This window comes from uncultured Negativibacillus sp., from assembly GCF_944388365.1.
Taxonomy (GTDB): Bacteria; Bacillota; Clostridia; order Oscillospirales; family Ruminococcaceae; genus Negativibacillus.
Window position 1 is genome coordinate 19,722 of the sequence record NZ_CALXIN010000005.1, and the last position, 20,906, is coordinate 40,627.

Sequence of the window (20,906 nt, forward strand, 5' to 3'; positions counted from 1 at the left end):
TTATCCTTTTTGAGCAAAATAATCGTCGCAGAATTTCCACCAGAGCGCTTTATAGTCCTGGTCGGACAGCGGCTGCAAGTCAGCAACACGGAAAATATTGCGTTCCTGCGCCATTCTGACAAAGTCCGGAAGATAATCGCCGCTGTCCTCTGCATCGTAGATGTAGCATTGCCCGATTCCCATTTGCAGAGCAGCATACAGTCTGGTGTGCCCGTCACAAATATAGTTGGTATCGGGATGGACAGGGATGATGAGATGATGGGCGTCCTTTACCCATTGGGAACATTGTGCCATCTTATCCAGATTGACATAAAACTGGGAGGGCTGCAAGGTGTCGATCTCCACCAACCGCAGCTCGACAGGAGGGAAGGCTTTCAGCAGACGGTGCTGCTCATCCAGAAACTGGGTGACATGAAAGCTGTAAAACCGAAATTCCTGGATGACTTCCTCCAGAAGAAGCTGATTTTCCAGCACGGCTTGGTCGCAGTGGATGACAGCCTGTTCAGGGTTTAAAATTTCAAAAGATACGACCGAGTCACCAGCTAAAAAGGCTGTGTGACAAGCGATCCATCGAAGGTCTGCACTCGGGTGCTCATCGGGCGACTCGATGCGTTTGATGTTGGTCATAGGATTCCTTTCCGCTTATGCGCTGTACGGCAGAATCATCAGACTGAGGAACAGCAAAATTGCCATGGCAAGGTTAAAGGACAGAACAATCCACCGGCGATGAAGTCCGCAGTAGACGGTGGTAGCCAGAAACAAAACCAATGCTGCCAGCCAGCTGATGAACACCGGTGTCTGTTGATAGCCGTTTGTATAAAAGAAATAGATCAGGGTCAGAACGATGGACAACCCCTGAAGAATCAGATAGCGTTTATCTGAAAACAGTTTTTTCATAGGAAACCTCCAAAGTTGAGAGATGATGGAATTTTGGTTGCTTCTCATAAGTCGGTTTTTTCATCAGCCTCCAAAATCAGGTAACTGCCGCTGCTTTTTTGAGTATAACACGCGAAGATGAATTTTTCTACAAAAATCAAGAAAAACCTATTGACAGGTGGAAAATAGTGTGATACTGTATATATACGATATATACAGTATATACGGACAGCAAGGAACGGTGATTTTTTGAATCTGATAATCAGTAATTCCAGCGGCAGACCGATCTATGAACAGATCACCGCCCAGATCAAAAACAGCATTATCAGCGGCGAATTGCAGGAGGGAGAGGCGCTTCCCTCGATGCGCGCGCTGGCAAAGGATCTGCACATCAGTGTGATTACCACCAAACGTGCCTATGAAGATCTGGAGCGGGACGGATTTGTGGTGACGGTTGCCTCCAAAGGGTGCTTTGTTGCACCAAGAAATCTGGAACTCATGCGGGAGGAGCAGCGCAAAAAGGTAGAAGGTGCGCTGCAGCAGGCGGTCGATCAGGCAAAGATGGCGTCGATCACCCTTTCAGAGCTTCAGGAGATGCTCAAACTTTTGTATGAGGAATAGATCTTTTTGCAGAAAAGGGGTCAGAAGTATGGAAAATAGTATGATGCTTTCGGTCAATCATCTTTGCAAAAACTATGAGAAGTTTACTCTTTCGGATGTTTCCTTCTCCCTTCCAAAGGGAAGTATCATGGGACTGATCGGCGAAAATGGCGCAGGCAAGTCCACTACAATGAAAATTATTCTCGGGATGACCTGTTCGGACGGTGGAAGTGTCTCTGTCTTTGGGCATGAGGGCATCCGCGCAGAGGATCGGGAAAAAATCGGTGTTGTCTTTGATGAACTGCCGTTTGTACAGACGATGTTTACCTCTCACCTGGGGAAGGTGATGAAGGGTGCCTATAAAAACTGGGATCAGAAACAATATGAGGAATATCTTCGGAAGTTTGCTCTGCCAGATAAAAAGGAGCTCAAGGATTTCTCCCGCGGCATGAAGATGAAGCTGTCGCTGGCGGTGGCTTTAAGCCACAATGCCAAGCTGCTCATCCTCGATGAGCCGACCAGCGGATTGGACCCTGTGGTTCGCTCGGAGATTCTGGACATCTTTCTGGATTTTATCTCGGACGGTGAGCGTTCGGTACTGGTATCTTCCCACATCACCAGCGACCTGGAAAAGGTAGCGGATTATATCACCTTTATCCACAACGGCAGACTGATGCTGTGCGAAAACAAGGATGACATTCTGTATGGATATGGCATTGCCAAAGCCGACCAGGACACCATCGACCATCTCGACAGCGAGCTGGTCCTCAAAAAGAAAAAAGGCAAGTATGGAAGCGAGGCGCTGGTGAAGGATAAAGAAGCATTCTTGCACCAGTATCCCGATATTTTGGTGGACAATATCAATCTGGACGAGCTGATGCTTCTGCTGTGTTCCGACTAAGTGCTGCGGAAAGAAGGGAATTTTATGAAGGGCTTGATTTTAAACGATTTTTACGCGATGAGAAAGCTGCTCAAAAGCATTCTGTTTGTCTTTGTTATTTTTGGCGTTATCTGGGGAATTGGAAAACAGCCGACGACCGGCGCTCTGGTGATCTCAGTCATGGGAATCAGCTATCTGTTTAACCTTTTCTCCTACGATGAATATTACCATTGGGAGCAGTATGCGGCAATCCTTCCGGTGACCCGCAAACAGATCGTACTGGCACGCTATGCCACCTTTGGCATCACTGCGCTATTGACGCTGGCAATTTCGCTTGTTTATGTGATTGCGCTGGGTGGCATCGCTGACTGTGCCATGGTGCTGGTGACCATCCTGTGTATGCAGGGCTATACGGCGGCGGTGATTATTCCGGTCGCATATAAGTTTGGAATCCAGCGCGGACGCATCCTGTATGTTCTGCTGATGTTTGTTCCGTTTGGAGTTTTGCTGGGACTTATGACGGCACTTCAGCTGGGCGGCGGCTTTTCGCCGGATGGTTCTATGCTGGCGGGAATACTGGTCGGTGTGGTCGCAGTCGTCGCTTTGATGGTGGCAATTTCCATCAAAATCTCCATTGGCATTGTCAGCAAAAAGACCTTTTAAATGCCGCTTAGTTTCCAGAGCAGATACAAACCGCCGCCCAGCGTGCGAAAGCGAGCGGGAATAAAAAAGCGAAAGCGCAGATAATCTTGTTTTAACCGGTCGATCAGCTGGCTGGTTTTGAGTGCAGATAACTCCTTTTTCAATCCAAAGAAACTGATGGAAAGGACATCCGTGTCATCGAACGGATGTCCTTTCCCATCTGTGGACAGCGGCTGAGAAGAGGAAAGGGAGGCAGAAATCAGCGGTTCCTGGATGCCGCTGTCCCGCCCGTAGGCGATATAAAGAAATGCAGTGACAAATAACAGAAAAATCAGGCTGATAAAAAAGCTTTCCCAGAACCAGCGCCACTGGCGGGAAGTAAATAGTTGACGTTTTTTAAAATGGTGCATCGTCACTCCTCCTTGGTAAAAGAGGATGCACCAAAAGCAGGAGAATATACGAAAAAAAGGATGTATGCAGCTGCATACATCCTTTTTTATGGTTCATATCAATGGCTGTATCCGATGTAGTTACGAGCATCCAGGTAGGAACCGCCGCTGATAATCTCAAAGTGGCAGTGGTTGCCGGTTGCCCATCCTGTACGGCCGACATAACCGATGACCTGTCCCTGCGATACCTGCTGTCCGCTGTAAACCGCCAGACTGCTGCAGTGTGCATAACGGGTCTTGGTGCCGTCTCCGTGGTCGATGAGGATGTTGTATCCATAGCCGTTGGACCAGCCTGCATAGGTGACGGTACCGGACTTGGCTGCCCAGATGGTAGTGCCTGCCGGAGCCGCAATATCCGTACCGGTATGGCCTGCATAGCCCCAGATTGGACAGGAGATATAACCGCCGTTGACCGGCCAAATATATCCGCCGACATTGGATTCGGTGGAAGCAGTACCGGAGCCGGAGGTGTTGTATCCGGAACCATACGAGCTGCTCGACAGCGAGCCGACGATCACCTTGGCGCTGACCGGTTCTTTAATAACATTTTCAGAAACGACGGTGCGCGCGGTTTCATAGCCATCAATATAGGTGATCTCGCTGGTGACCTCTTTCAGACCGTTCTGGCCTTGCTGAACGACCTCTTCGTAGCTCTTTTCCTTGTTCTGGTCGATTTCCGTTTCGGTGGTATAGGCAATTTCCTCTTCCTCGGTAACGGTGCGGACGACCTTGGTCTGTAAGAATGGCTGTTCCTGCGAAACGATCATTGTTTCTCCGACCAGCATAGTCTTGCTGACCTCAGGGTTGAGGTTGATAAGTGTCTCGGTTGGAATATCAAACTTGTTGGAGATGTCCCAAGGAGTATCACCCTGCTGGATGGTATAGGTCTGTTCGCCTTCGACGATGCGGTCGAGTTTAACGTTGATAGATTCGAGGGTTTCCACAGAAGAAACTGGATACAATCCTGTTTCCAGACGGATTGACTGAACGAAGCTGACTGTTTCCGAGGAAACAGTACCGGATTCTACCTCTGGAAGGTTGAGGTGAGAAGGTGTTTCGGTCGATGTTTCCGTATCGGAGGTCTCTTCCGAGCTGTCTTCCGTATCAGTGGAGCTGCCGTTGGAGATGATCAGCTCATCGCCGACCAGCATCGAATCCTCGATAGAAGGATTGAGTTCAATCAGTTCATCCACCGAGATGCCAAATTCGCTGGCAATCGTCCATGGGGAATCCCCTTCCTGAACGACATAGGTTTGCTGTTCCGAAGAAGTGGAAGTGGTTTCTTCGGACTCGGTTTCAGGTTCTTCTTCTGGTGTTGTGTCAGCAGATTCTGTTTCTTCCGACGTTGTGTCGGTAGATTCGGTGCTGCTGGAAGCGGTGTCACCGACCAGAGTCAGCTCATCACCAATGAGCATCGAATCCTCAATGGAAGGATTGAGTTCGATCAGTTCATCCACAGTCATGCCAAACTCACTGGCAATCGTCCAAGGAGAGTCGCCTTCCTGAACGGTGTAGGTCTGTGGTCTGTCTGTAGATTCAGAATCTGTTTCAACAGAGCGTGAACTTTGAGTATCGGCGCTCGAAGCAGAGCCGCCTTCCGAAATAATCAGCTCGTCGCCGATCAACATGGAATTTTCAATGTTTGGATTGAGCTTAATCAGCTCGTCCACCGAGATGCCAAATTCGTTGGCGATGGTCCAAGGAGAGTCGCCCTCCTGAACGATATAGGTTTGCTGCTCCGGTGCGGTTGTTTCCGGTTCGGTGGCAGGTTCCTCCGCAGGTTGTTCTGCAGGTTCCTCCTCCGGAGTTTCCGGCTCCACAGGCTGTTCTTCCAGTGTTTCCGATTCTTCAGGGATGACAGCTCCTGGTGTGTAGGTGCCGTCCTTACGGGACTTCAGGCTCATCAGCAGTGCATCGCCGTCTTCGACAGCGCCGATAAATTCACCGTCGACATACAGACCTGCTGCTTCTTCGATTTCATTTCCCGAAGCGCGGATAATGTTGTTGATGAGGACATCCTGGTCAGAGATCTGATCGTCCTCGACGATGACAAGCGAGAAGATAGGGACGCTATCCTCCGGAGGGAGATATTCCTCGTTGACAATACGTTCCCTTACCTTGGCTTCGGCTTCATCGAAGTCAGATTCAGAGAGAATATAACCCATATGCTGACCATTGTACTGTACCTGCAAACCATAGGTGAGCGTACTAAAGTGGTAGATGGTGGAGGTTAAGATGATAATACCGACTAAAGGGAGAATGTAGTTGACTGCACCAACAACCAGCTTGAACGAAGGGGACAAAGCCCTGACCAGCTGAGGCAGACAAAGGCCTGCAGAAGGCTGTTTGCGTTGTCTGTTCCAGTCCTGTAATCCGCTGTTGGTCTGGGAGATGATCTTTTGCAAATCCCGTTTCCAGCGTCCTCTTGATGGCGCCGCAGCGGCATGTTGATCCTTGATATCAAAATAGAATCGGCGCACAGCCCATTTCAGATGGAGGGCAGTGCGTTTCAAAATGCGCCGATGTCGGCGATAATATCGAATGATTCTTGCGCCGATCAGATAGCAGATGGCGTAAAGAAGAGAAATCAAAGAGGAGAAAGCTTCAGGAAGTCTGGAAGCAGAGGTGTTGTTACAGTTTTCCGGTTTTTCCACCGGGCACCCGCTCCTTTCCTATCTTCGAATAAAAACCAGTGTATACGTCGAAAAATGACGTTCTTTAAAAGTTGCACTACTTATTATAAATGTTTACGCACATGAATTCAAGATGTGTTACAGAATTGATACCGAAAACACAGCGTTTTTGACAATTTCCCCTAGTCGGGAATACCTCCATTTATCAGTGTAACCGAATTTTTTAAATAAGGACAGGGTGAAAATATTGCGGTTTTATGAAGAATTTACTTTTTTTTAAAACTTTCCTGAAATTATCCTGAAAGAATGCGGAAAAGAACACGCTTGATGCACAGCAGATTTGGCGCAACGCGAAAAAGATTTGACTTTAAAACAGCAAAAATATCTGGTACAATGGACAAAACAAAGCATGAAGATGGAACGCTCAGGAGGAACAATATGAAACAGAGCAGAGAATATCCGCAGCTGCGGGTTACAAAAAAAGCGGAACAGTCGATTTTAAAGGGGCATCCGTGGGTATATAACACCGAGATTACCGATGTACAGCCGTTTGAAAACGGAGAACTGGTGGATGTAGTCAGCCAGAAGGGCAGCTATCTGGGCACCGGTTTTGCCAATACCAACAGTAAGATTCGCGTGCGCATCATCTCGCGCAATGCAAACGACCGCTTTGATGAGGCGTTTTTTGAGCGTCGTCTGCGCTATGCCGTCGACTATCGCAAGACGGTCATGGGCGACGATTTTTCCAACTGCCGCCTGATCTTTGGCGAGGCAGATTCCTTCCCTGGTTTGACGGTGGATCGCTTTGGCGATATTCTGGTGGCGCAGGTGTTGTCGCTGGGCATCGAGAAGAGAAAAGCGATGATCTTTGAGCTGCTGGCCAAAATTTTCCGCGAGGAAGGTCAGCCGCTGCGCGGCATCTATGAGCGCAACGATGTAGCTATCCGTGAGCTGGAAGGCATGGAGCAGTACAAGGGATTTTTCCCGCTGAAGGATTGTCCGATCCCAGACTCCACCCAGACGACCATCACCGAAAATGGGATTACCTATGCGGTGGACTTTGAAAACGGACAAAAGACCGGATTTTTCCTCGATCAGAAATATAACCGTCTGGCAGTTTCCAAGCTCAGCCGCGGCAAGCGGGTGCTGGATTGCTTTACCCACACCGGTTCCTTCGGTTTGAATGCGGCGATGGGCGGTGCCGAACATGTGCTGAGCGTGGATATCTCTGAATCTGCGATTGAGATGGCGCGTGCAAATGCCTGCCGCAATGGTCTGGAGGAAAAGGTGGAGTATCTGGCTGAAAATGTGTTTGATCTGCTGCCAAGATTGTCCGAACCGGAGATGGTGCAGAAGTACGGCAGATTTGACTTTATCATTCTGGACCCGCCTGCCTTTACCAAATCCCGACAGACGGTGGAGAGTGCGATGCGCGGCTACAAGGAGATCAACCTGCGTGCGATGAAGCTTCTGCCGCGCGGCGGTTATCTGGCAACCTGTTCCTGTTCTCACTTTATGACCGAACAGCTGTTTGTCAAGATGCTGCATCAGGCGGCAGCAGATGCCGGTGTGGCGCTGCGCCAGATCGAAGCAAGACAGCAGTCGCCAGACCATCCGATCCTGTGGAACGTGGAGGAAACAAACTACCTGAAATTCTACCTGTTCCAGGTGGTATAGGATACAAAAAAACAGCGGAGCGATTGCAATCGCTCCGCTGTTTTTTGTATAAAGATAAAGGTTTCAAAGGAAGAAAAGAGGTTATTTTTTGACCTTTTCTGCTTTCTTGTCTTTGTCTTTTTTCATCATGTGGTTGTTTGCGCGGATCAGGTTTTCTGCAATGTAATCCAGCTGTTCGACCTCGTCGTAACGATCGACCAGGGTGCTTTCCAGCATCTCGTCGTAAGCAGCGCTCTTGCGGTATGCCAGCTTCAGCAGGATTGGAGTGATAACGGTGGTCGCAACGACCATGATGATGATTGGGCCGAAGAAGATTTCCGGCATCAGACCCAGAGCAGAACCCTTGTTAGCAACGATCAGGGCAACCTCACCACGGCAGACCATGCCGACACCGACCTGTTTGCACTGGTGATTGTTGAGGCCGCAGATTTTTGCACCCAGTCCACAACCGATGAGCTTGGACAGGACAGCGACGATAACCAGCAGGACAGAGAAGAGCAGGATTTTTGCGTCCATCTCTGGCAGATCCATGCTCAGACCGATGCTTGCAAAGAAGATTGGTGTAAGCAGCAGATAGGACAGAGGGGCGAATTTGACCTCGATGTATTTTGCCTTGGAGGTGGTGGAGATGATCAGACCGGCAGCAAATGCACCAGTGATATCAGCAACACCGAAGAAGTGCTCTGCACAGAAGGACATGAGCAGACACAGAACAAAGGCGAAGATTGGGTAACGCTGCAAGTCGGTGGAGTGGACGTTGGCGATGTACCAGTCCATCAGCTTTTTGACCAGAATGCCTACCACAAAGACAAAGACGAAGAAGAGAACGACTTTGACAAGAACCATGAGCAGGCTGTCGCCGGAAGAACCGCCGACACTGGTGACGATGGTCAACGCAATCAAACCAAGCACGTCGTCGATCAAAGCGGCAGCCAGAATGGTGTTACCGACAACGGTGGTCAGTTTTCCCATCTCCTTGAGGGTTTCAACGGTGATGGAAACAGAGGTGGCGGTCAGGACAACGCCGACAAAGACATCCTGAATAAAGACATTGTCCGAACCGGAGCTATTAAAGAGCATTGCCAGAGCAGTACCGCCGATCAAAGGGACGATAACGCCGCACAGAGCGACCAGAAAACCGGATTTTCCGCTGTGCTTCAGATCGTCCAGGCTGGTTCCAAGTCCGGCGGTGAACATCATGACGATGACACCCAATTCGGAAACCTGAGACAAAAATTCGGTGCTCTGAATAACACCGAGAACAGCAGGACCCAAAACGATGCCTGCCAAAAGTGCACCGACAACCTGCGGCATCTGCAGCCGCTTGGTGACAATTCCAAGAACCTTGGTAGAGAGAAGAATCAGTGCAATATCGACCAAATAATGATACGACATATCAAAAAACCTCCTTTTTGCTGATAACTTTTTGTTTCAACATTATACTTGATTGAGCGAAACATTCAAGAGGAAATGTATTATTTGTTGCTAAGTTCTAATATTTTTGTGAAAAAACATAATATTCAATAGATCGTTGTCTATTTTTTATAGGAATTTTGATTGGGAAAAGTGACGAATAGAATAAATAAAATCATAATATTTGTGTGAGAAAACAATAAAACGCCAATTTTTTTAGAAGAAATACTAGATATAATACAAATTGGAATAAGCTTTTTGTATATTAAGGATATAGAATACTGGTAAAAACACAAAGAAAATGACCAATACTTTTCGTACTGGTCATTTTCTTTATGGATGAATTATTCAAGATTAAGTTTATTTTTGAGAATATAACGGCTGGGCAGATAGAGCAGCACATTTAACAGCATGGTGCTCACAAGGAACAGGAAAAACATCAGGCATAAACCAGAGAGCGGGTTCGTTTCTGAGGTAGGCAGGGTGCTGAAAGTATCGAGTGCAGCGATGCCAGCCATGATGAAAGCACTGACGACCGACAGCGGAATGCTGATCAGCAGATAGGCGATGACCGAGCCAACAACGCGGTTTTTGGTGAAAGGATACAGCTGGGAACAGGCCATTGCACAGTAAAAGTGCAGCAGCTCATTGGCAATGCTGGCAAGGATCAGCAGAATACCAAGCACCATTGTCAGAACAAACCAGAATGTTTGTGTCAGATCGGAAGCAAGAAGGGCAGCCAGCTGGGAGAAGAAGGTCCCAACCGTGTGGATAAAAGCGATAAAATCAACGCTGAGAGCGCTGCCTGCCAGCAGGATAAAACCACTGAGCACAGCAGTGATGCCGCTGAGAATAATCCACACCGTAGCGGAGATCATCTTGGAAAAAAGGATGGTGTCCACGCTGACCGGCAGAGTGTTTGTCAGATACCCCTGATCTCCCAGTACACTGTGGTAAAACTGGGTGATAATCATTACGATAGTGGTGACCAGCAGGGCGATCAGCAGACCAGCCATAATGGCGCCGCCGCCGATCAGAGCGGCAATCCACTCGTTTTGGAAAAACAGGATGTTGAGGATGGACATGCCCAGCATCGCGATAAAAAGCGGGACAAAAGTGTGCGCCATCGATTTGATGTCATATTTAAGCAGTTTTCCTAACATTTGAATACCTCCCGAAACAGTCCGTCGATGGATTTTCCATACAATTCGCGGATCTCGTCGACCTGACCATTGATAACGATTTTTCCCTGGTCGAGAAACAGAACCTGGTCGAAGATCGTTTCGACATCATGGATCAGGTGGGTGCTGATGAGGATGGACGAGCTCTCATCAAAGTTTTTCAGAATGGTGCTCAGGATATAGTCCCGTGCAGCAGGATCAACGCCGCCAATCGGTTCGTCCAGCAGGTACAGCTGTGCACGTCGGGACATGACCAGAATCAACTGGACCTTCTCCTTGGTGCCCTTGCTCATCGTTTTCAGCTTTTGTTTGTCGTCGATCTGAAGATTTTGCAGCATCTGCCGTGCCCGTTCCAGATCAAAATCCTGATAAAAATCGGCGAAGAAATGCAGAAGGTCCTGCACCTTCATCCAGTCGTTGAGGTAGGTGCGCTCCGGCAGATAGGAGATCAGTGCCTTGGTCTGCCGGCCTGGAGTGAATCCGTTGATCCTGATTTCGCCCTGATCCGGCTGAAGCAGACCAGCCATCAACTTGATGAGGGTGGATTTGCCACAGCCGTTGGGACCGAGCAGCCCCACGATTTGTCCGCGTGGAATCGAAAAGCTGACTCCGTTCAGGACAGGATGCTGATGATAGCCCTTGTGAATGTTCTTGATTTCTGCAACGGTGTCGGAAACAACTGCGCCGCCGGAAATCATCTCTATATTTTCGTTCATAAAATCCTTCCTTCCCTGCAGTTTTGATCGGCAGCTCTTTTTATTGTTTGTTTGCCGATTGAGTAAGATATTTTTCTACCAGGGACAAAATCTCTTCGGTCGAGTATCCCAACGAGGAGATATTGTCGATCATACGGGCAATCTCGCCGTATGCCAGTGTTTTTGCAACCTCCATAATTTTCTCCTTATCCTCCGTCACGAATCGTCCTGCGGTACGCTGGCTTTTGACCAGTCCATCCCGCTCCAGTTCCGCCAGCGCTTTCTGCATGGTATTGGGATTGACACCGGCTTCCATCGCCAGTTCCCGAACAGCGGGCAGCTTTTCTCCTGGCAGATACTTTCCGCGGGCAAGATCACATTTTAAAATTTGGATGATCTGCAGATAAATGGGTAGATTGTCATCGAATGACCAAGGCATCCTCCCGCTCCCCTTTCATTATTGTATTAAGTGCTTAATACAATAATACCAGAACAAAATTTGATTGTCAAGGGGGAAAGGGCTGTTATTTGCCGAGGAAATCGTGCATAATGAAAGAAAAAACAAAGGAGGAAATGTGGTGAAACAATTATACTGTCATGCGCAGGTAATTACGATGGAAGAGGACAAGCAAGGTCAGATCAAAACAGCACAGGCGGTTTTGGTGTCGGATGGAAAGATTGAAGCAGTCGGAGAGGAGGCAGAGCTGCAGACCTTAGCGGGAGAGGACTGTGAGCGAATCGACTGCGGCGGCGGAGCGCTGCTGCCTTCCTTTATCGACCCGCACAGCCATCTGACAGCATTGGCGCAGACACTGGCCTACTGTGATCTGAGCTCAGCGACCAGCTTTGGACAGATTGTGGAGCAGCTTGTTGCGTTTGCCTCCAAAAAGGAATGGAAGCAGGGAGACTGGCTGATCGCCTTTGGATATGACCACAATAATTTGGAGGAAAAGGCGCATCCAGACCGACATTTGCTGGATCAGGCAGCAGAGAAGATCAAACAGAGCAAGGGCGTATCTCTTTCGATTGCAATGACCCATGCATCGGGACACATGGGTGTCATGAGTACCATGGCACTTGAAAAGCTGGGAGTGGATGCGCAGACACCGGCGCCAGAAGGCGGTGTGATCGGCAGAGAGGCGGATGGTACACCAAGCGGTTATCTGGAGGAAAAAGCCTTTATTGAAAGGACAGCACAGCTTCCCAAGCCCTCGAAAGAGGACAGCATGCGCAATATCGAGCAGGCGCAGAAGATTTATTGGAGCTATGGAATTACTACAATTCAGGATGGATTGACCAAAACGCCGGAGTGGGAGCTGCTGCACGAGATGGCAGAACAGGGACGTCTGCACAGTGATGTGGTCTGTTATGTGGATTTACTGGATCACCGCGATCTGGCAGTCAACAACCCTGATTATACCGGCCGCTATCGTCATCATCTGCGGATAGGCGGCTATAAGATTTTTTTGGACGGCTCGCCGCAGGGAAGGACCGCCTGGATGACACAGCCATATGAAGGTGGGACAGATTGCGGCTATCCTATCTATCACGATGCAAAGGTACGGGAATTTGTGGAACAGTCGGTGAAGGATGGACGACAGCTGCTGGCGCATTGCAATGGCGATGCCGCTGCTCAGCAGTATCTGGATGCCTGCCGCGGTGTAGAGAATGTCGCTTCCATCCGACCGGTGATGATTCATGCACAGACACTGCGTCCCGATCAGCTGCCTCAGCTCAAGGAGGTGGGAATGATTCCTTCTTATTTTGTGGCACATACCTGGTTTTGGGGAGATGTTCATCTGCAAAACCTGGGAAAACAGCGCGCAGAAAATATCAGTCCGCTGCATGCGACAGAAGAACTGGGAATTCCCTATACCCTCCATCAGGACACACCGGTCATTCCGCCGGACATGCTGCAAACGGTATGGTGTGCAGTCAACCGCCGCAGCAAAGGCGGACATTCGATGGGAGAAGCACAGAAGGTAAGCGTTGCCCAGGCTCTGAAAGCGGTCACCGTTTCGGCAGCATATCAATATTTTGAGGAAAAAGAAAAGGGAAGTATTGCGCCAGGAAAGTGGGCAGATTTTGTTTTACTTTCAGAAAACCCATTGACGCAGCCACCTGAAAATATTGTCAATATTGATATTTTAAAAACATTTTTTCATGGTAAAAAGTTATATGACAATGAAAGGAAAGAGGATAATCTTTAGTGAAAAACGATAAAACAGTTAAAAAGCTTTAATCTTTTTAACTATAAAAGTGATGAATTTTTAAAAAATGTTTTGATTTTCATTGCAAAGACGGTAAGGTTATGCTATCGTAAGAATAGTTTTTTACGATTTGGGGGAAATTTACGATGGCAAAAATTATGCGCCAGACCCTGCGTGAACAGGTGACCCAGGCAATTCGCATGAAATTGCTGACAGGGGAATTGAAGCCAGGGACAAGAATTGTAGAACAGGATATGGCGCAGGAGCTTGGCGTCAGTCGTGCGCCCGTTCGGGAAGCGCTGCGTCAGATCGAACAGGAGGGTCTGGTGGAGTATACCTCGCATGTGGGTTGTTCCGTCAAGGAGTTTACCGCACAGGATGTCTATGAGGTCTATCTGCTGCGTGCCAATCTGGAAATTCTGTCGGTAAAGATGTGCGAAGGACATTTTTCTGAGGAAACGCTGGAAAAAATGGAGCAGATTCTGACCCGTATGTCGATGCTGGAGGATGTCGAATGCTTCGATCAGACCATCGAAAACGACAACGAGTTTCATGCCTGTATTGTCAAAGAGGCCAAGCTGGGCAGACTGTATACCCTTTGGAACAGCATGTCCGGAGCAAACACCATTGTATTTTACCGAGGCACCGGAAAGAGTGAGTATGTTGTTCGCAATCAGAAAACCATCCATCGAGCGGTTTTGGATGCGCTGAAAACACAGGATGTTACCTTGATCTGCAATACACTGATGCAGCACTATATGCAGACCATCAAGGGATATCTTTGGGAGCACAAAACCTCTCCGAATGACTTTCCGTATAAGATCAATATTGAATTTTAGAAAAAAGCCGAACGCAATTTGCTTGCGTTCGGCTTTTTCAATAGCATCATTTAGTTAAAGCGCGATTTGTCCTGTAAGATAACACCCTTTTTGAAACATCCGTTAGATTTTATGACTTTTTTGTGCATTTTATATACAAAATAAGAGCAAAAAATGAGTATAGAATTAACAAAATGTAATTGGATTTGTTGCAAAGGATAAAGAAGTGTGCTACAATACATCACATGAAATTGTATACAATCGTCAGTATTCAGAAAACGATCGTTCACAAAGACAGAAACTGAAAGCGGGGAACATCAATAAAACATGGCAAAATTAAATTACAGGACCCTGCGGCAAGAGGTCGTGGACGAGATTCGTCAGAAGATTCTGACGGGGGAATTTAAAGAGGGGGAACGCATCAAGGAAAATGAGATAGCAACACTTTTTGGTGTCAGCCGCGGACCAGTGAGGGAAGCACTCCGCCAGATCGAACAGGAAGGTTTGGTTCACTACGAACGCAACGTCGGATGTTCGGTGGCGGCAATTACACAAAAAGATGTCTATGAGGTTTGCCTGCTTCGTGCAGCGCTGGAGGTTTTGTCCGTCAAGCTGTGCCATGGAAAGATCAGCAAAGGTACACTGGACAAAATGAGAGAGAGCGTTCAACGCATGAAGGGCATGGAAACAGATCTGTATGCACTGACACAGGAGGACAAGTTTTTTCACAACTGTCTGGTGGAAGAGGCGCAGGTTTCCAGACTCAAACATACCTGGTGGACGATGGGTTCCAACCACGCCGTTTTGCTGTGTGCACATCAGAACGGTACAAAAACACATTATGATCAGCATCTTGAGCTGCTGCAGTGCTGTGAGTCAGGAGATACAGCAAAGATTGTGGAGGCAATCAAGGCACACTACAATCTGAAAACAGATTACGTTCAGCGGACACAGCTTCAGATTTAAATCGCGCCGCAGGTTAGAAGCGGCAACAGAAAATGTTAAATACATGCCGCTTTGTTTTTGACAGAGTGGTGTGCAAATATAAGAGAGTTTGATAAGCCCGAAAGGAGAAATTATCATGAAGATCAAAAAGATCCTGGCGGTTCTGCTGGCAGGCGCAATGATGCTTTCTATGGCAGCTTGTGGCGGCGAAGAAGAAACCACCACAGAAGCAACTGGCGAACAGAAGACCATTGATGGCAACGTTCTGGACGCAGAGCAGTACTTCAACGGTTACCTGAGCAGCGAGCCAACTACACTGGACAGCGTAACAGGTAACGATACCTACAGCTCCACCATTCTGACCAACACCATGGAGCCTCTGACCAGACTGGCAGAGAAAGATGGCGAAAACGTTCGTGAGGGTGCAGGCGCTGAGTCCTGGGAATCCAACGAAGACGGTACCGTTTGGACCTTCCATCTGCGCGACAACAAATGGTCCGATGGCGTTGATGTAACCGCAAACGACTATGTTTATGCAATCACCCGTGTTCTGACTCCAGAAACCGGTTCTCCAAACTCTTGGCTGCTGACCTGCATCAAGAATGCAAACGCAGTTCTGGCTGGCGAAATGGATCCATCCGAACTGGGCGTCAAAGCAGTTGACGAAAAAACAATCGAATTTACTCTGGAAAGCCCAACTCCATACTTCCTGTCTCTGACCGATACCCGTGTTATGATGCCACAGCGTCAGGATATCGTAGAGCAGTACGGTGAAAGCTATGGTGCAGAAGCTGCTAACCTGGTATACAACGGTCCATTCAAACTGGATACCTGGACTCACAACTCTGAACTGATCCTCGTTAAGAACGACCAGTACTGGGATGCTGAGAGCGTAAACCTCCAGACCATCAACTACAAGATCATGAACGATGAGAACACCATCTTCAACTCCTTCACCAATGGTTCCATCGACTCCTGTGGTTGCGGTACCCCAGAATGGATGCAGAAATTCGAAGCTATGGACAATGTAGACTACATCCACTACACTTCTCCAGCAGTACGTTTCAACTTCTACAACACCAAAGATGAACTGTTCCAGAATGAAAACATCCGTAACGCATTCACCCTTGCTCTCAACCGTGAGGACATCGTTGAAACTATCTACCACGGCACCATGTCCGCAGCATACAGCTGGGTACCGGACGGCGTATCCGTTGGTGATGCAGGTATCTACAGAGATCAGGTTGAAGAACCTCTGAAAGCAATGGTAGAATCCGAAGATCCAAAAGAACTGCTGCTCAAAGGTATGGAAGAGCTTGGCCTCGGCGATGATCCTTCCACCCTGGAAGTAACCTTCAGCCTCGGTGGTGTTGACCAGTGGATGAAGAACTACGGCGAATACTATCAGCAGACCTTCAAAGAAGTTCTGGGCGTCAATGTTGTCCTCGACTTCAATGAGTGGGGAACCTTCCAGTCCAAAATTAACAACGGCGAATATCAGATGGGTTACATGTCCTGGAGCATCGACTACAACGATCCATACTCCATGCTGGCTGTTATGTACTCCACTTCCGGCAACATCAACACCGGTTGGGTAAACGAAGATTATGATGCACTGCTGGATCAGGCTGCTGTTGAGATGGACGATGCAAAACGTCTGGAACTCTACAAACAGGCTGAGGAAATCCTCTTTGAGGAAGGCCCACTCTGCCCAGTTGTTAACGAAGCTGCAAACACCTTCCGTTACAGCTACATCAAGAACAGCAACACCATGCCATTTACTTCTACCGGCCTGAAATACGCTTATGTAAGCGGCCGTAACGCATAATTTAATTTCATAACGAAGTAAGGCTTTCTTTACAAGCAAAGCGCGGACAGGCAGCCGAAACGGCTGCCTGTTTCTGATTGTGAATAAAGGGTAAGGAATAAAAGAGGACAAGGGGGAAAAGTATGATCAAGTATGTGCTTAAACGTATCGGCTATATGCTGATCACGCTGTTTATCATTGCAACGGCTACCTTCTTTATGATGCACTCCATCCCAGGCGACCCTCTGGGTGCAATGGCAAATAAACTGCCGGAACAGGCAAAAGCAAACTACTATGCAAAATACGGTTTGGATAAATCGCTGACCGAACAATATACGATCTTCATGAAAAACCTGATTACCAAAGGTGATCTGGGTGAATCGCTCAAATATCCAGGCAAGAGCATTACCGACACACTGCTTACAAACTCCAAGGTTTCCGGTGTAACCGGTGGTCTGGCTCTGTTTTTCGGTGTTGTCATCGGTGTAACTTTGGGTATTGTCGCAGCGCTTAACAAAAACAAATGGCCGGACTATCTGGTTATGTTTATCGCGATTTTAGGTATTACCATTCCAGTATTCGTTATGGCGTCGCTGCTCCAATATCTATTTACGGTAAAATGGATGATTCTGCCGACGACCGGCTGGGGCAAACCAAAGAACCTGGTTCTTCCGGTCATCGCAATGTGCTTTGGTACCATCGCTACCTATGCACGTTACCTGAAATCCAACATGCTGGAGGTTATGGGACAGGACTACATCCTGACTGCGGAAGCAAAAGGTGTCAGCCGTTTCCATATCATCAAGGATCACGTTCTGAAGAATGCCTTCCTGCCATGTATCACCATTCTGGGTGGACAGATCTCCGGTATCTTTACAGGTTCTTTCGTTATTGAGAAAATGTTTGGTATCCCAGGTCTTGGTTTCTATTATGTATCCTCGATCAATGACCGTGACTATACCATGATTATCGGAACCACAATCTTTGCAGCAGCCCTGTTTGTTGTAGCACAGCTGCTCATCGATATTGTTTATACGCTTCTCGACCCACGAATCCGCGTAAAATAGTAAGGAGGAGAACGCATGTCTGAAGAAAAGAAAGTGACATCTGCAACGGAATGGGAGGACATTCCGGCAGAAAAGTTCCAAATTATTGGAACAGATGATTTCTCCGGCGACATCATTGCTCGTCCAAAAGTCGGCTATTGGGCAGATGCGTGGAGAAGATTTAAAGAAAATAAGATTGCTCTGATCGCTTTGATTATCCTGATTGTTCTTCTTTTCATGGTAATTTTTGGCCCAGCAATCTCTGGATATAACTTTGAACAGATGGATACTTCTGCCATCAACCAGCTTCCAAGCTCGGAGCACTGGTTTGGTACCGACTCTCTGGGTCGTGACCTGTTTGCACGTGTATGGCAGGCTGGCCGTGTTTCTCTGGCAATCGGTATCGTTGGTGCGGTTGTAGCCAGCGTTGTCGGCAGTATCTATGGCGGTATCGCTTCCTACTTCGGCGGCATTGTCGATGATATTATGATGCGTATCGTTGAGGTATTGCTGAGCATCCCTTACCTCATTATCGTTATTCTGATCTCGGTTGTTACCGATTCCAAGAGCATCGGAACCATGATGCTTGCGCTGACTCTGACCGGATGGTGCGGTATTGCTCGTCTGGTTCGTGGACAGATGCTCCAGTTAAAATCCCAGGAGTATGTTCTGGCTGCAAACGCACTGGGCGTATCTCCATTCAAAACCATCATGCGCCACATGATCCCGAACACCATTGGTATCATCATCGTAGCAATCACCTTCGATATCCCAGGTTACATCTTCTCCGAGGCATTCTTGAGCTACATCGGTCTGGGTGTTCAGCCACCGGATACCAGCTGGGGTGCTCTGGCTTCGGCAGCACAGCAGAACTTCATGTTCTATCCATATCAGCTGTTCTTCCCATCGCTGATGATCGCACTGACCATGCTGTCCTTCACTCTGCTGGGCGATGGTCTGCGTGATGCACTTGACCCGAAACTGAGAAAGTAGGAGGATACAAATGGAAAACGATAAAATCTTAGAAGTAAAAGACCTCAGCGTATCCTTTAACACTTATGCCGGTGAGGTCAAGGCTGTTCGCGGTGTCAGCTTTGAATTGAACCGCGGTGAAACACTTGCGTTTGTAGGTGAGTCCGGCTGCGGAAAAACCGTTACTGCAAAATCGATCCTTCGCCTGCTCAAACCTCCGTTTGCTGTTATCAAGGAAGGTTCGCAGATCACCTGCGACGGCAAGGATGTTCTGGCATTAAATAAGAAGGAACTGTGTGAGTTCCGCGGCGATGAAGTCAGCATGATCTTCCAGGACCCAATGACTTCTCTGAACCCGACCATGACCGTTGGCAAACAGATTATGGAGAGCCTGCGCATCCATCGCCACCTGAATAAAAAGGAAGCAAGGGAAGAAGCCATCAAAATGCTCAAGATGGTAAATATCCCAAGCCCTGAAAAACGTATCGACAACTATCCGCACGAGATGTCCGGTGGTATGCGTCAGCGTGTCATGATCGCAATGGCACTGGCCTGCAGCCCAAAGATTCTGATTGCGGACGAGCCGACTACCGCTCTGGACGTTACCATTCAGGCACAGATCATGGACCTGATGCGTGAACTGAAAGAGAAAATGAATACAGCAATCATCCTGGTTACCCACGACCTGGGTGTTGTAGCAAACTTTGCAGACCGCATTCAGGTTATGTATGCTGGTCAGGTTATGGAGCGCGGAACTGCCCGTGAGATCTTCTACGAGGCAAAACATCCGTACACCTGGGCACTGCTCAGCTCTGCACCAAAGCTTGCAAAAGAGGCAAAACAGGAGCTGTATGCGCTGAAAGGTACCCCACCGGATCTGATTCTGCCGCTTAACTGCTGCCCATTTGCATCCAGATGTGAATACTGTATGCCAATTTGTAAGGAAAAGAATCCGCTGGAAACCACCATTACCGATACACATCGTGTATCCTGCTGGCTGCAGCATCCAAAAGCACCAAAGGTAAAATCCTTCTATGACAGGGAGGCGAAATAATGGATCAGGTTATTGAAAAACTGCAGAACGCCGATAATATCCTGGAAGTAACCGACCTGTGCAAATTCTTTAAAGCAGGCCGCAAACAGGTGCTCAAGGCGGTTGACCATGTCAATATTTCGATCAAACGAGGCGAGACACTGGGTCTGGTTGGTGAGTCCGGTTGTGGTAAGACCACCTGCGGACGTACCATGATCAAGCTCTATGAGCCAACCTCGGGCAAGGTCGTTTTTGATGGTAAAGATATTTCTACCCTCAAAGGAAATGATCTTCTGGACTTCAAGAAGAACGTTCAGATTATTTTCCAGGACCCGTACGCTTCTTTGGACCCTCGTATGACCATCGGAGAGATTATTTCCGAGGGAATGGACGTCCATTTCCACATGTCTGAAAAGGAAAAGGCAGACAAGGTTGCAGACCTGCTGGGCAAGGTTGGTCTGAGCGCAGAGTATGCAAACCGTTTTGCACATGAGCTTTCCGGTGGACAGCGTCAGCGTGTCGGCATTGCCCGCGCACTGGCAGTAGAACCAAAGTTCATCGTCTGCGACGAGCCAATTTCTGCTTTGGACGTATCCATTCAGGCACAGGTAGTTAACCTTCTGATCAAATTGCAGAGAGAATTTGGACTGACCTATCTGTTCATCTCTCACGATTTGTCGATGGTAAAACATATTTCCGACCGTGTTGGCGTTATGTATCTGGGTTCGCTGGTCGAGCTGGCAAGCAACTACGATCTGTACGACAAACCGCTGCACCCATACACCCAGGCGTTGATTTCTGCTATCCCGATGGCAGACCCGGATGTGGAAGCATCCCGCGAGAGAATCAAGCTGGAAGGAGAGGTGCCAAGCCCGATCAATCCGCCCCCAGGCTGTAAATTCAGAAGCAGATGTAAATATGCGATGGATATCTGTGCAAAAGAAAAGCCAGAGCTCAAAGAGGTGGAACCAAACCACTTTGTTGCCTGCCATCTGTGCAATAAAAAATAATCTAAGATTGAGGGGCGGC

General features: G+C 48.2%; 20 protein-coding genes. 12 read left to right on the forward strand and 8 right to left on the reverse strand.

Annotated features, from left to right (window positions below; translation table 11 throughout):
• A complete protein-coding gene (locus Q0L39_RS01495) occupies positions 1–627 on the reverse strand; it encodes a hypothetical protein (protein WP_296626573.1) in 627 nt (208 codons plus the stop codon).
• Between the two features lie 15 nt (positions 628–642).
• Complete coding sequence (locus tag Q0L39_RS01500; protein ID WP_296626574.1) at positions 643–897, reverse strand: hypothetical protein; 255 nt, start codon at positions 895–897, stop codon at positions 643–645.
• A 228-nt stretch (positions 898–1,125) separates the two neighbouring features.
• Between Q0L39_RS01500 and Q0L39_RS01505 the strand changes: the two genes are divergently transcribed.
• Genes Q0L39_RS01505 through Q0L39_RS01515 form a run of 3 tightly spaced genes read left to right on the forward strand, consistent with a single transcriptional unit; the run spans position 1,126 to position 3,019 of the window.
• Positions 1,126–1,497 carry a GntR family transcriptional regulator gene (locus Q0L39_RS01505; RefSeq protein ID WP_296626575.1) on the forward strand — a complete coding sequence of 124 codons (372 nt, stop codon included), beginning with the start codon at positions 1,126–1,128 and terminating at the stop codon, positions 1,495–1,497.
• A gap of 28 nt (positions 1,498–1,525) precedes the next feature.
• Complete coding sequence (locus Q0L39_RS01510) at positions 1,526–2,377, forward strand: ABC transporter ATP-binding protein (RefSeq protein WP_296626576.1); 852 nt, start codon at positions 1,526–1,528, stop codon at positions 2,375–2,377.
• A 24-nt stretch (positions 2,378–2,401) separates the two neighbouring features.
• Positions 2,402–3,019 (forward strand): ABC-2 transporter permease, encoded by a 618-nt coding sequence (locus tag Q0L39_RS01515; RefSeq protein ID WP_296626577.1) that lies wholly within the window; start codon positions 2,402–2,404, stop codon positions 3,017–3,019.
• Here the strand turns inward: Q0L39_RS01515 and Q0L39_RS01520 are convergent.
• Both Q0L39_RS01520 and Q0L39_RS01525 read right to left on the reverse strand, forming a co-directional pair.
• Positions 3,016–3,408, reverse strand: a complete 393-nt coding sequence (locus Q0L39_RS01520; RefSeq protein WP_296626578.1) for a hypothetical protein — start codon at positions 3,406–3,408, stop codon at positions 3,016–3,018. The two genes, Q0L39_RS01515 and Q0L39_RS01520, sit on opposite strands and share 4 nt — an antisense overlap.
• Before the next feature lie 98 nt (positions 3,409–3,506).
• Positions 3,507–6,101, reverse strand: coding sequence for a LysM peptidoglycan-binding domain-containing protein (locus Q0L39_RS01525; protein WP_296626579.1), 2,595 nt, complete (start codon positions 6,099–6,101; stop codon positions 3,507–3,509).
• A gap of 417 nt (positions 6,102–6,518) precedes the next feature.
• Here Q0L39_RS01525 and Q0L39_RS01530 point away from each other — a divergent pair, with 417 nt between their 5' ends.
• Positions 6,519–7,757 (forward strand): class I SAM-dependent rRNA methyltransferase, encoded by a 1,239-nt coding sequence (locus Q0L39_RS01530; RefSeq protein ID WP_296626580.1) that lies wholly within the window; start codon positions 6,519–6,521, stop codon positions 7,755–7,757.
• 81 nt (positions 7,758–7,838) lie between these two features.
• Here the strand turns inward: Q0L39_RS01530 and Q0L39_RS01535 are convergent, their stop codons facing one another.
• The 4 genes from Q0L39_RS01535 to Q0L39_RS01550 all read right to left on the reverse strand — a co-directional run bounded on the left by Q0L39_RS01535 (position 7,839) and on the right by Q0L39_RS01550 (position 11,485).
• Positions 7,839–9,152 carry a cation:proton antiporter gene (locus tag Q0L39_RS01535; protein WP_296626581.1) on the reverse strand — a complete coding sequence of 438 codons (1,314 nt, stop codon included), beginning with the start codon at positions 9,150–9,152 and terminating at the stop codon, positions 7,839–7,841.
• A gap of 362 nt (positions 9,153–9,514) precedes the next feature.
• Positions 9,515–10,333 carry a hypothetical protein gene (locus Q0L39_RS01540; protein ID WP_296626582.1) on the reverse strand — a complete coding sequence of 273 codons (819 nt, stop codon included), beginning with the start codon at positions 10,331–10,333 and terminating at the stop codon, positions 9,515–9,517.
• Positions 10,327–11,067, reverse strand: coding sequence for an ABC transporter ATP-binding protein (locus Q0L39_RS01545; protein ID WP_296626583.1), 741 nt, complete (start codon positions 11,065–11,067; stop codon positions 10,327–10,329). Before Q0L39_RS01545 ends, Q0L39_RS01540 begins: the two co-directional genes overlap by 7 nt.
• Positions 11,068–11,107: 40 nt before the next feature.
• On the reverse strand, positions 11,108–11,485 hold the full coding sequence (locus Q0L39_RS01550; protein WP_296626584.1) for a GntR family transcriptional regulator: 378 nt from the start codon (positions 11,483–11,485) through the stop codon (positions 11,108–11,110).
• Positions 11,486–11,624: 139 nt separating this feature from the next.
• On the opposite strand from Q0L39_RS01550, the gene Q0L39_RS01555 reads away from it, so the two are divergent.
• From Q0L39_RS01555 to Q0L39_RS01590, 8 genes are all read left to right on the forward strand, one after another.
• Positions 11,625–13,256 carry an amidohydrolase gene (locus tag Q0L39_RS01555; protein WP_296626585.1) on the forward strand — a complete coding sequence of 544 codons (1,632 nt, stop codon included), beginning with the start codon at positions 11,625–11,627 and terminating at the stop codon, positions 13,254–13,256.
• 146 nt (positions 13,257–13,402) lie between these two features.
• Positions 13,403–14,095 carry a GntR family transcriptional regulator gene (locus Q0L39_RS01560; protein WP_296626586.1) on the forward strand — a complete coding sequence of 231 codons (693 nt, stop codon included), beginning with the start codon at positions 13,403–13,405 and terminating at the stop codon, positions 14,093–14,095.
• Positions 14,096–14,401: 306 nt separating this feature from the next.
• Positions 14,402–15,040: a GntR family transcriptional regulator gene (locus Q0L39_RS01565; RefSeq protein WP_296626587.1), complete on the forward strand. Its 639-nt coding sequence runs from the start codon at positions 14,402–14,404 to the stop codon at positions 15,038–15,040.
• A gap of 115 nt (positions 15,041–15,155) precedes the next feature.
• Complete coding sequence (locus Q0L39_RS01570) at positions 15,156–16,847, forward strand: peptide ABC transporter substrate-binding protein (protein WP_296626588.1); 1,692 nt, start codon at positions 15,156–15,158, stop codon at positions 16,845–16,847.
• A gap of 122 nt (positions 16,848–16,969) precedes the next feature.
• Positions 16,970–17,893 carry an ABC transporter permease gene (locus Q0L39_RS01575; protein WP_296626589.1) on the forward strand — a complete coding sequence of 308 codons (924 nt, stop codon included), beginning with the start codon at positions 16,970–16,972 and terminating at the stop codon, positions 17,891–17,893.
• Between the two features lie 15 nt (positions 17,894–17,908).
• Positions 17,909–18,865, forward strand: a complete 957-nt coding sequence (locus Q0L39_RS01580) for an ABC transporter permease (RefSeq protein WP_296626590.1) — start codon at positions 17,909–17,911, stop codon at positions 18,863–18,865.
• A 10-nt stretch (positions 18,866–18,875) separates the two neighbouring features.
• Positions 18,876–19,898 carry an ABC transporter ATP-binding protein gene (locus tag Q0L39_RS01585; protein ID WP_296626591.1) on the forward strand — a complete coding sequence of 341 codons (1,023 nt, stop codon included), beginning with the start codon at positions 18,876–18,878 and terminating at the stop codon, positions 19,896–19,898.
• Positions 19,898–20,887 (forward strand): oligopeptide/dipeptide ABC transporter ATP-binding protein, encoded by a 990-nt coding sequence (locus Q0L39_RS01590; protein ID WP_296626592.1) that lies wholly within the window; start codon positions 19,898–19,900, stop codon positions 20,885–20,887. Before Q0L39_RS01585 ends, Q0L39_RS01590 begins: the two co-directional genes overlap by 1 nt.
• The last annotated feature ends 19 nt before the right edge of the window (positions 20,888–20,906 follow it).

Coding starts and splice junctions, on each gene's coding strand:
- Q0L39_RS01495 (WP_296626573.1), bottom strand. CDS start 627: ATGACCAACATCAAACGCATCGAGTCGCCCGATGAGCACCCGAGTGCA.
- Q0L39_RS01500 (WP_296626574.1), bottom strand. CDS start 897: ATGAAAAAACTGTTTTCAGATAAACGCTATCTGATTCTTCAGGGGTTG.
- Q0L39_RS01510 (WP_296626576.1), top strand. CDS start 1,526: ATGGAAAATAGTATGATGCTTTCGGTCAATCATCTTTGCAAAAACTAT.
- Q0L39_RS01515 (WP_296626577.1), top strand. CDS start 2,402: ATGAAGGGCTTGATTTTAAACGATTTTTACGCGATGAGAAAGCTGCTC.
- Q0L39_RS01520 (WP_296626578.1), bottom strand. CDS start 3,408: ATGCACCATTTTAAAAAACGTCAACTATTTACTTCCCGCCAGTGGCGC.
- Q0L39_RS01530 (WP_296626580.1), top strand. CDS start 6,519: ATGAAACAGAGCAGAGAATATCCGCAGCTGCGGGTTACAAAAAAAGCG.
- Q0L39_RS01535 (WP_296626581.1), bottom strand. CDS start 9,152: ATGTCGTATCATTATTTGGTCGATATTGCACTGATTCTTCTCTCTACC.
- Q0L39_RS01540 (WP_296626582.1), bottom strand. CDS start 10,333: ATGTTAGGAAAACTGCTTAAATATGACATCAAATCGATGGCGCACACT.
- Q0L39_RS01545 (WP_296626583.1), bottom strand. CDS start 11,067: ATGAACGAAAATATAGAGATGATTTCCGGCGGCGCAGTTGTTTCCGAC.
- Q0L39_RS01550 (WP_296626584.1), bottom strand. CDS start 11,485: ATGCCTTGGTCATTCGATGACAATCTACCCATTTATCTGCAGATCATC.
- Q0L39_RS01560 (WP_296626586.1), top strand. CDS start 13,403: ATGGCAAAAATTATGCGCCAGACCCTGCGTGAACAGGTGACCCAGGCA.
- Q0L39_RS01565 (WP_296626587.1), top strand. CDS start 14,402: ATGGCAAAATTAAATTACAGGACCCTGCGGCAAGAGGTCGTGGACGAG.
- Q0L39_RS01570 (WP_296626588.1), top strand. CDS start 15,156: ATGAAGATCAAAAAGATCCTGGCGGTTCTGCTGGCAGGCGCAATGATG.
- Q0L39_RS01575 (WP_296626589.1), top strand. CDS start 16,970: ATGATCAAGTATGTGCTTAAACGTATCGGCTATATGCTGATCACGCTG.
- Q0L39_RS01580 (WP_296626590.1), top strand. CDS start 17,909: ATGTCTGAAGAAAAGAAAGTGACATCTGCAACGGAATGGGAGGACATT.
- Q0L39_RS01585 (WP_296626591.1), top strand. CDS start 18,876: ATGGAAAACGATAAAATCTTAGAAGTAAAAGACCTCAGCGTATCCTTT.
- Q0L39_RS01590 (WP_296626592.1), top strand. CDS start 19,898: ATGGATCAGGTTATTGAAAAACTGCAGAACGCCGATAATATCCTGGAA.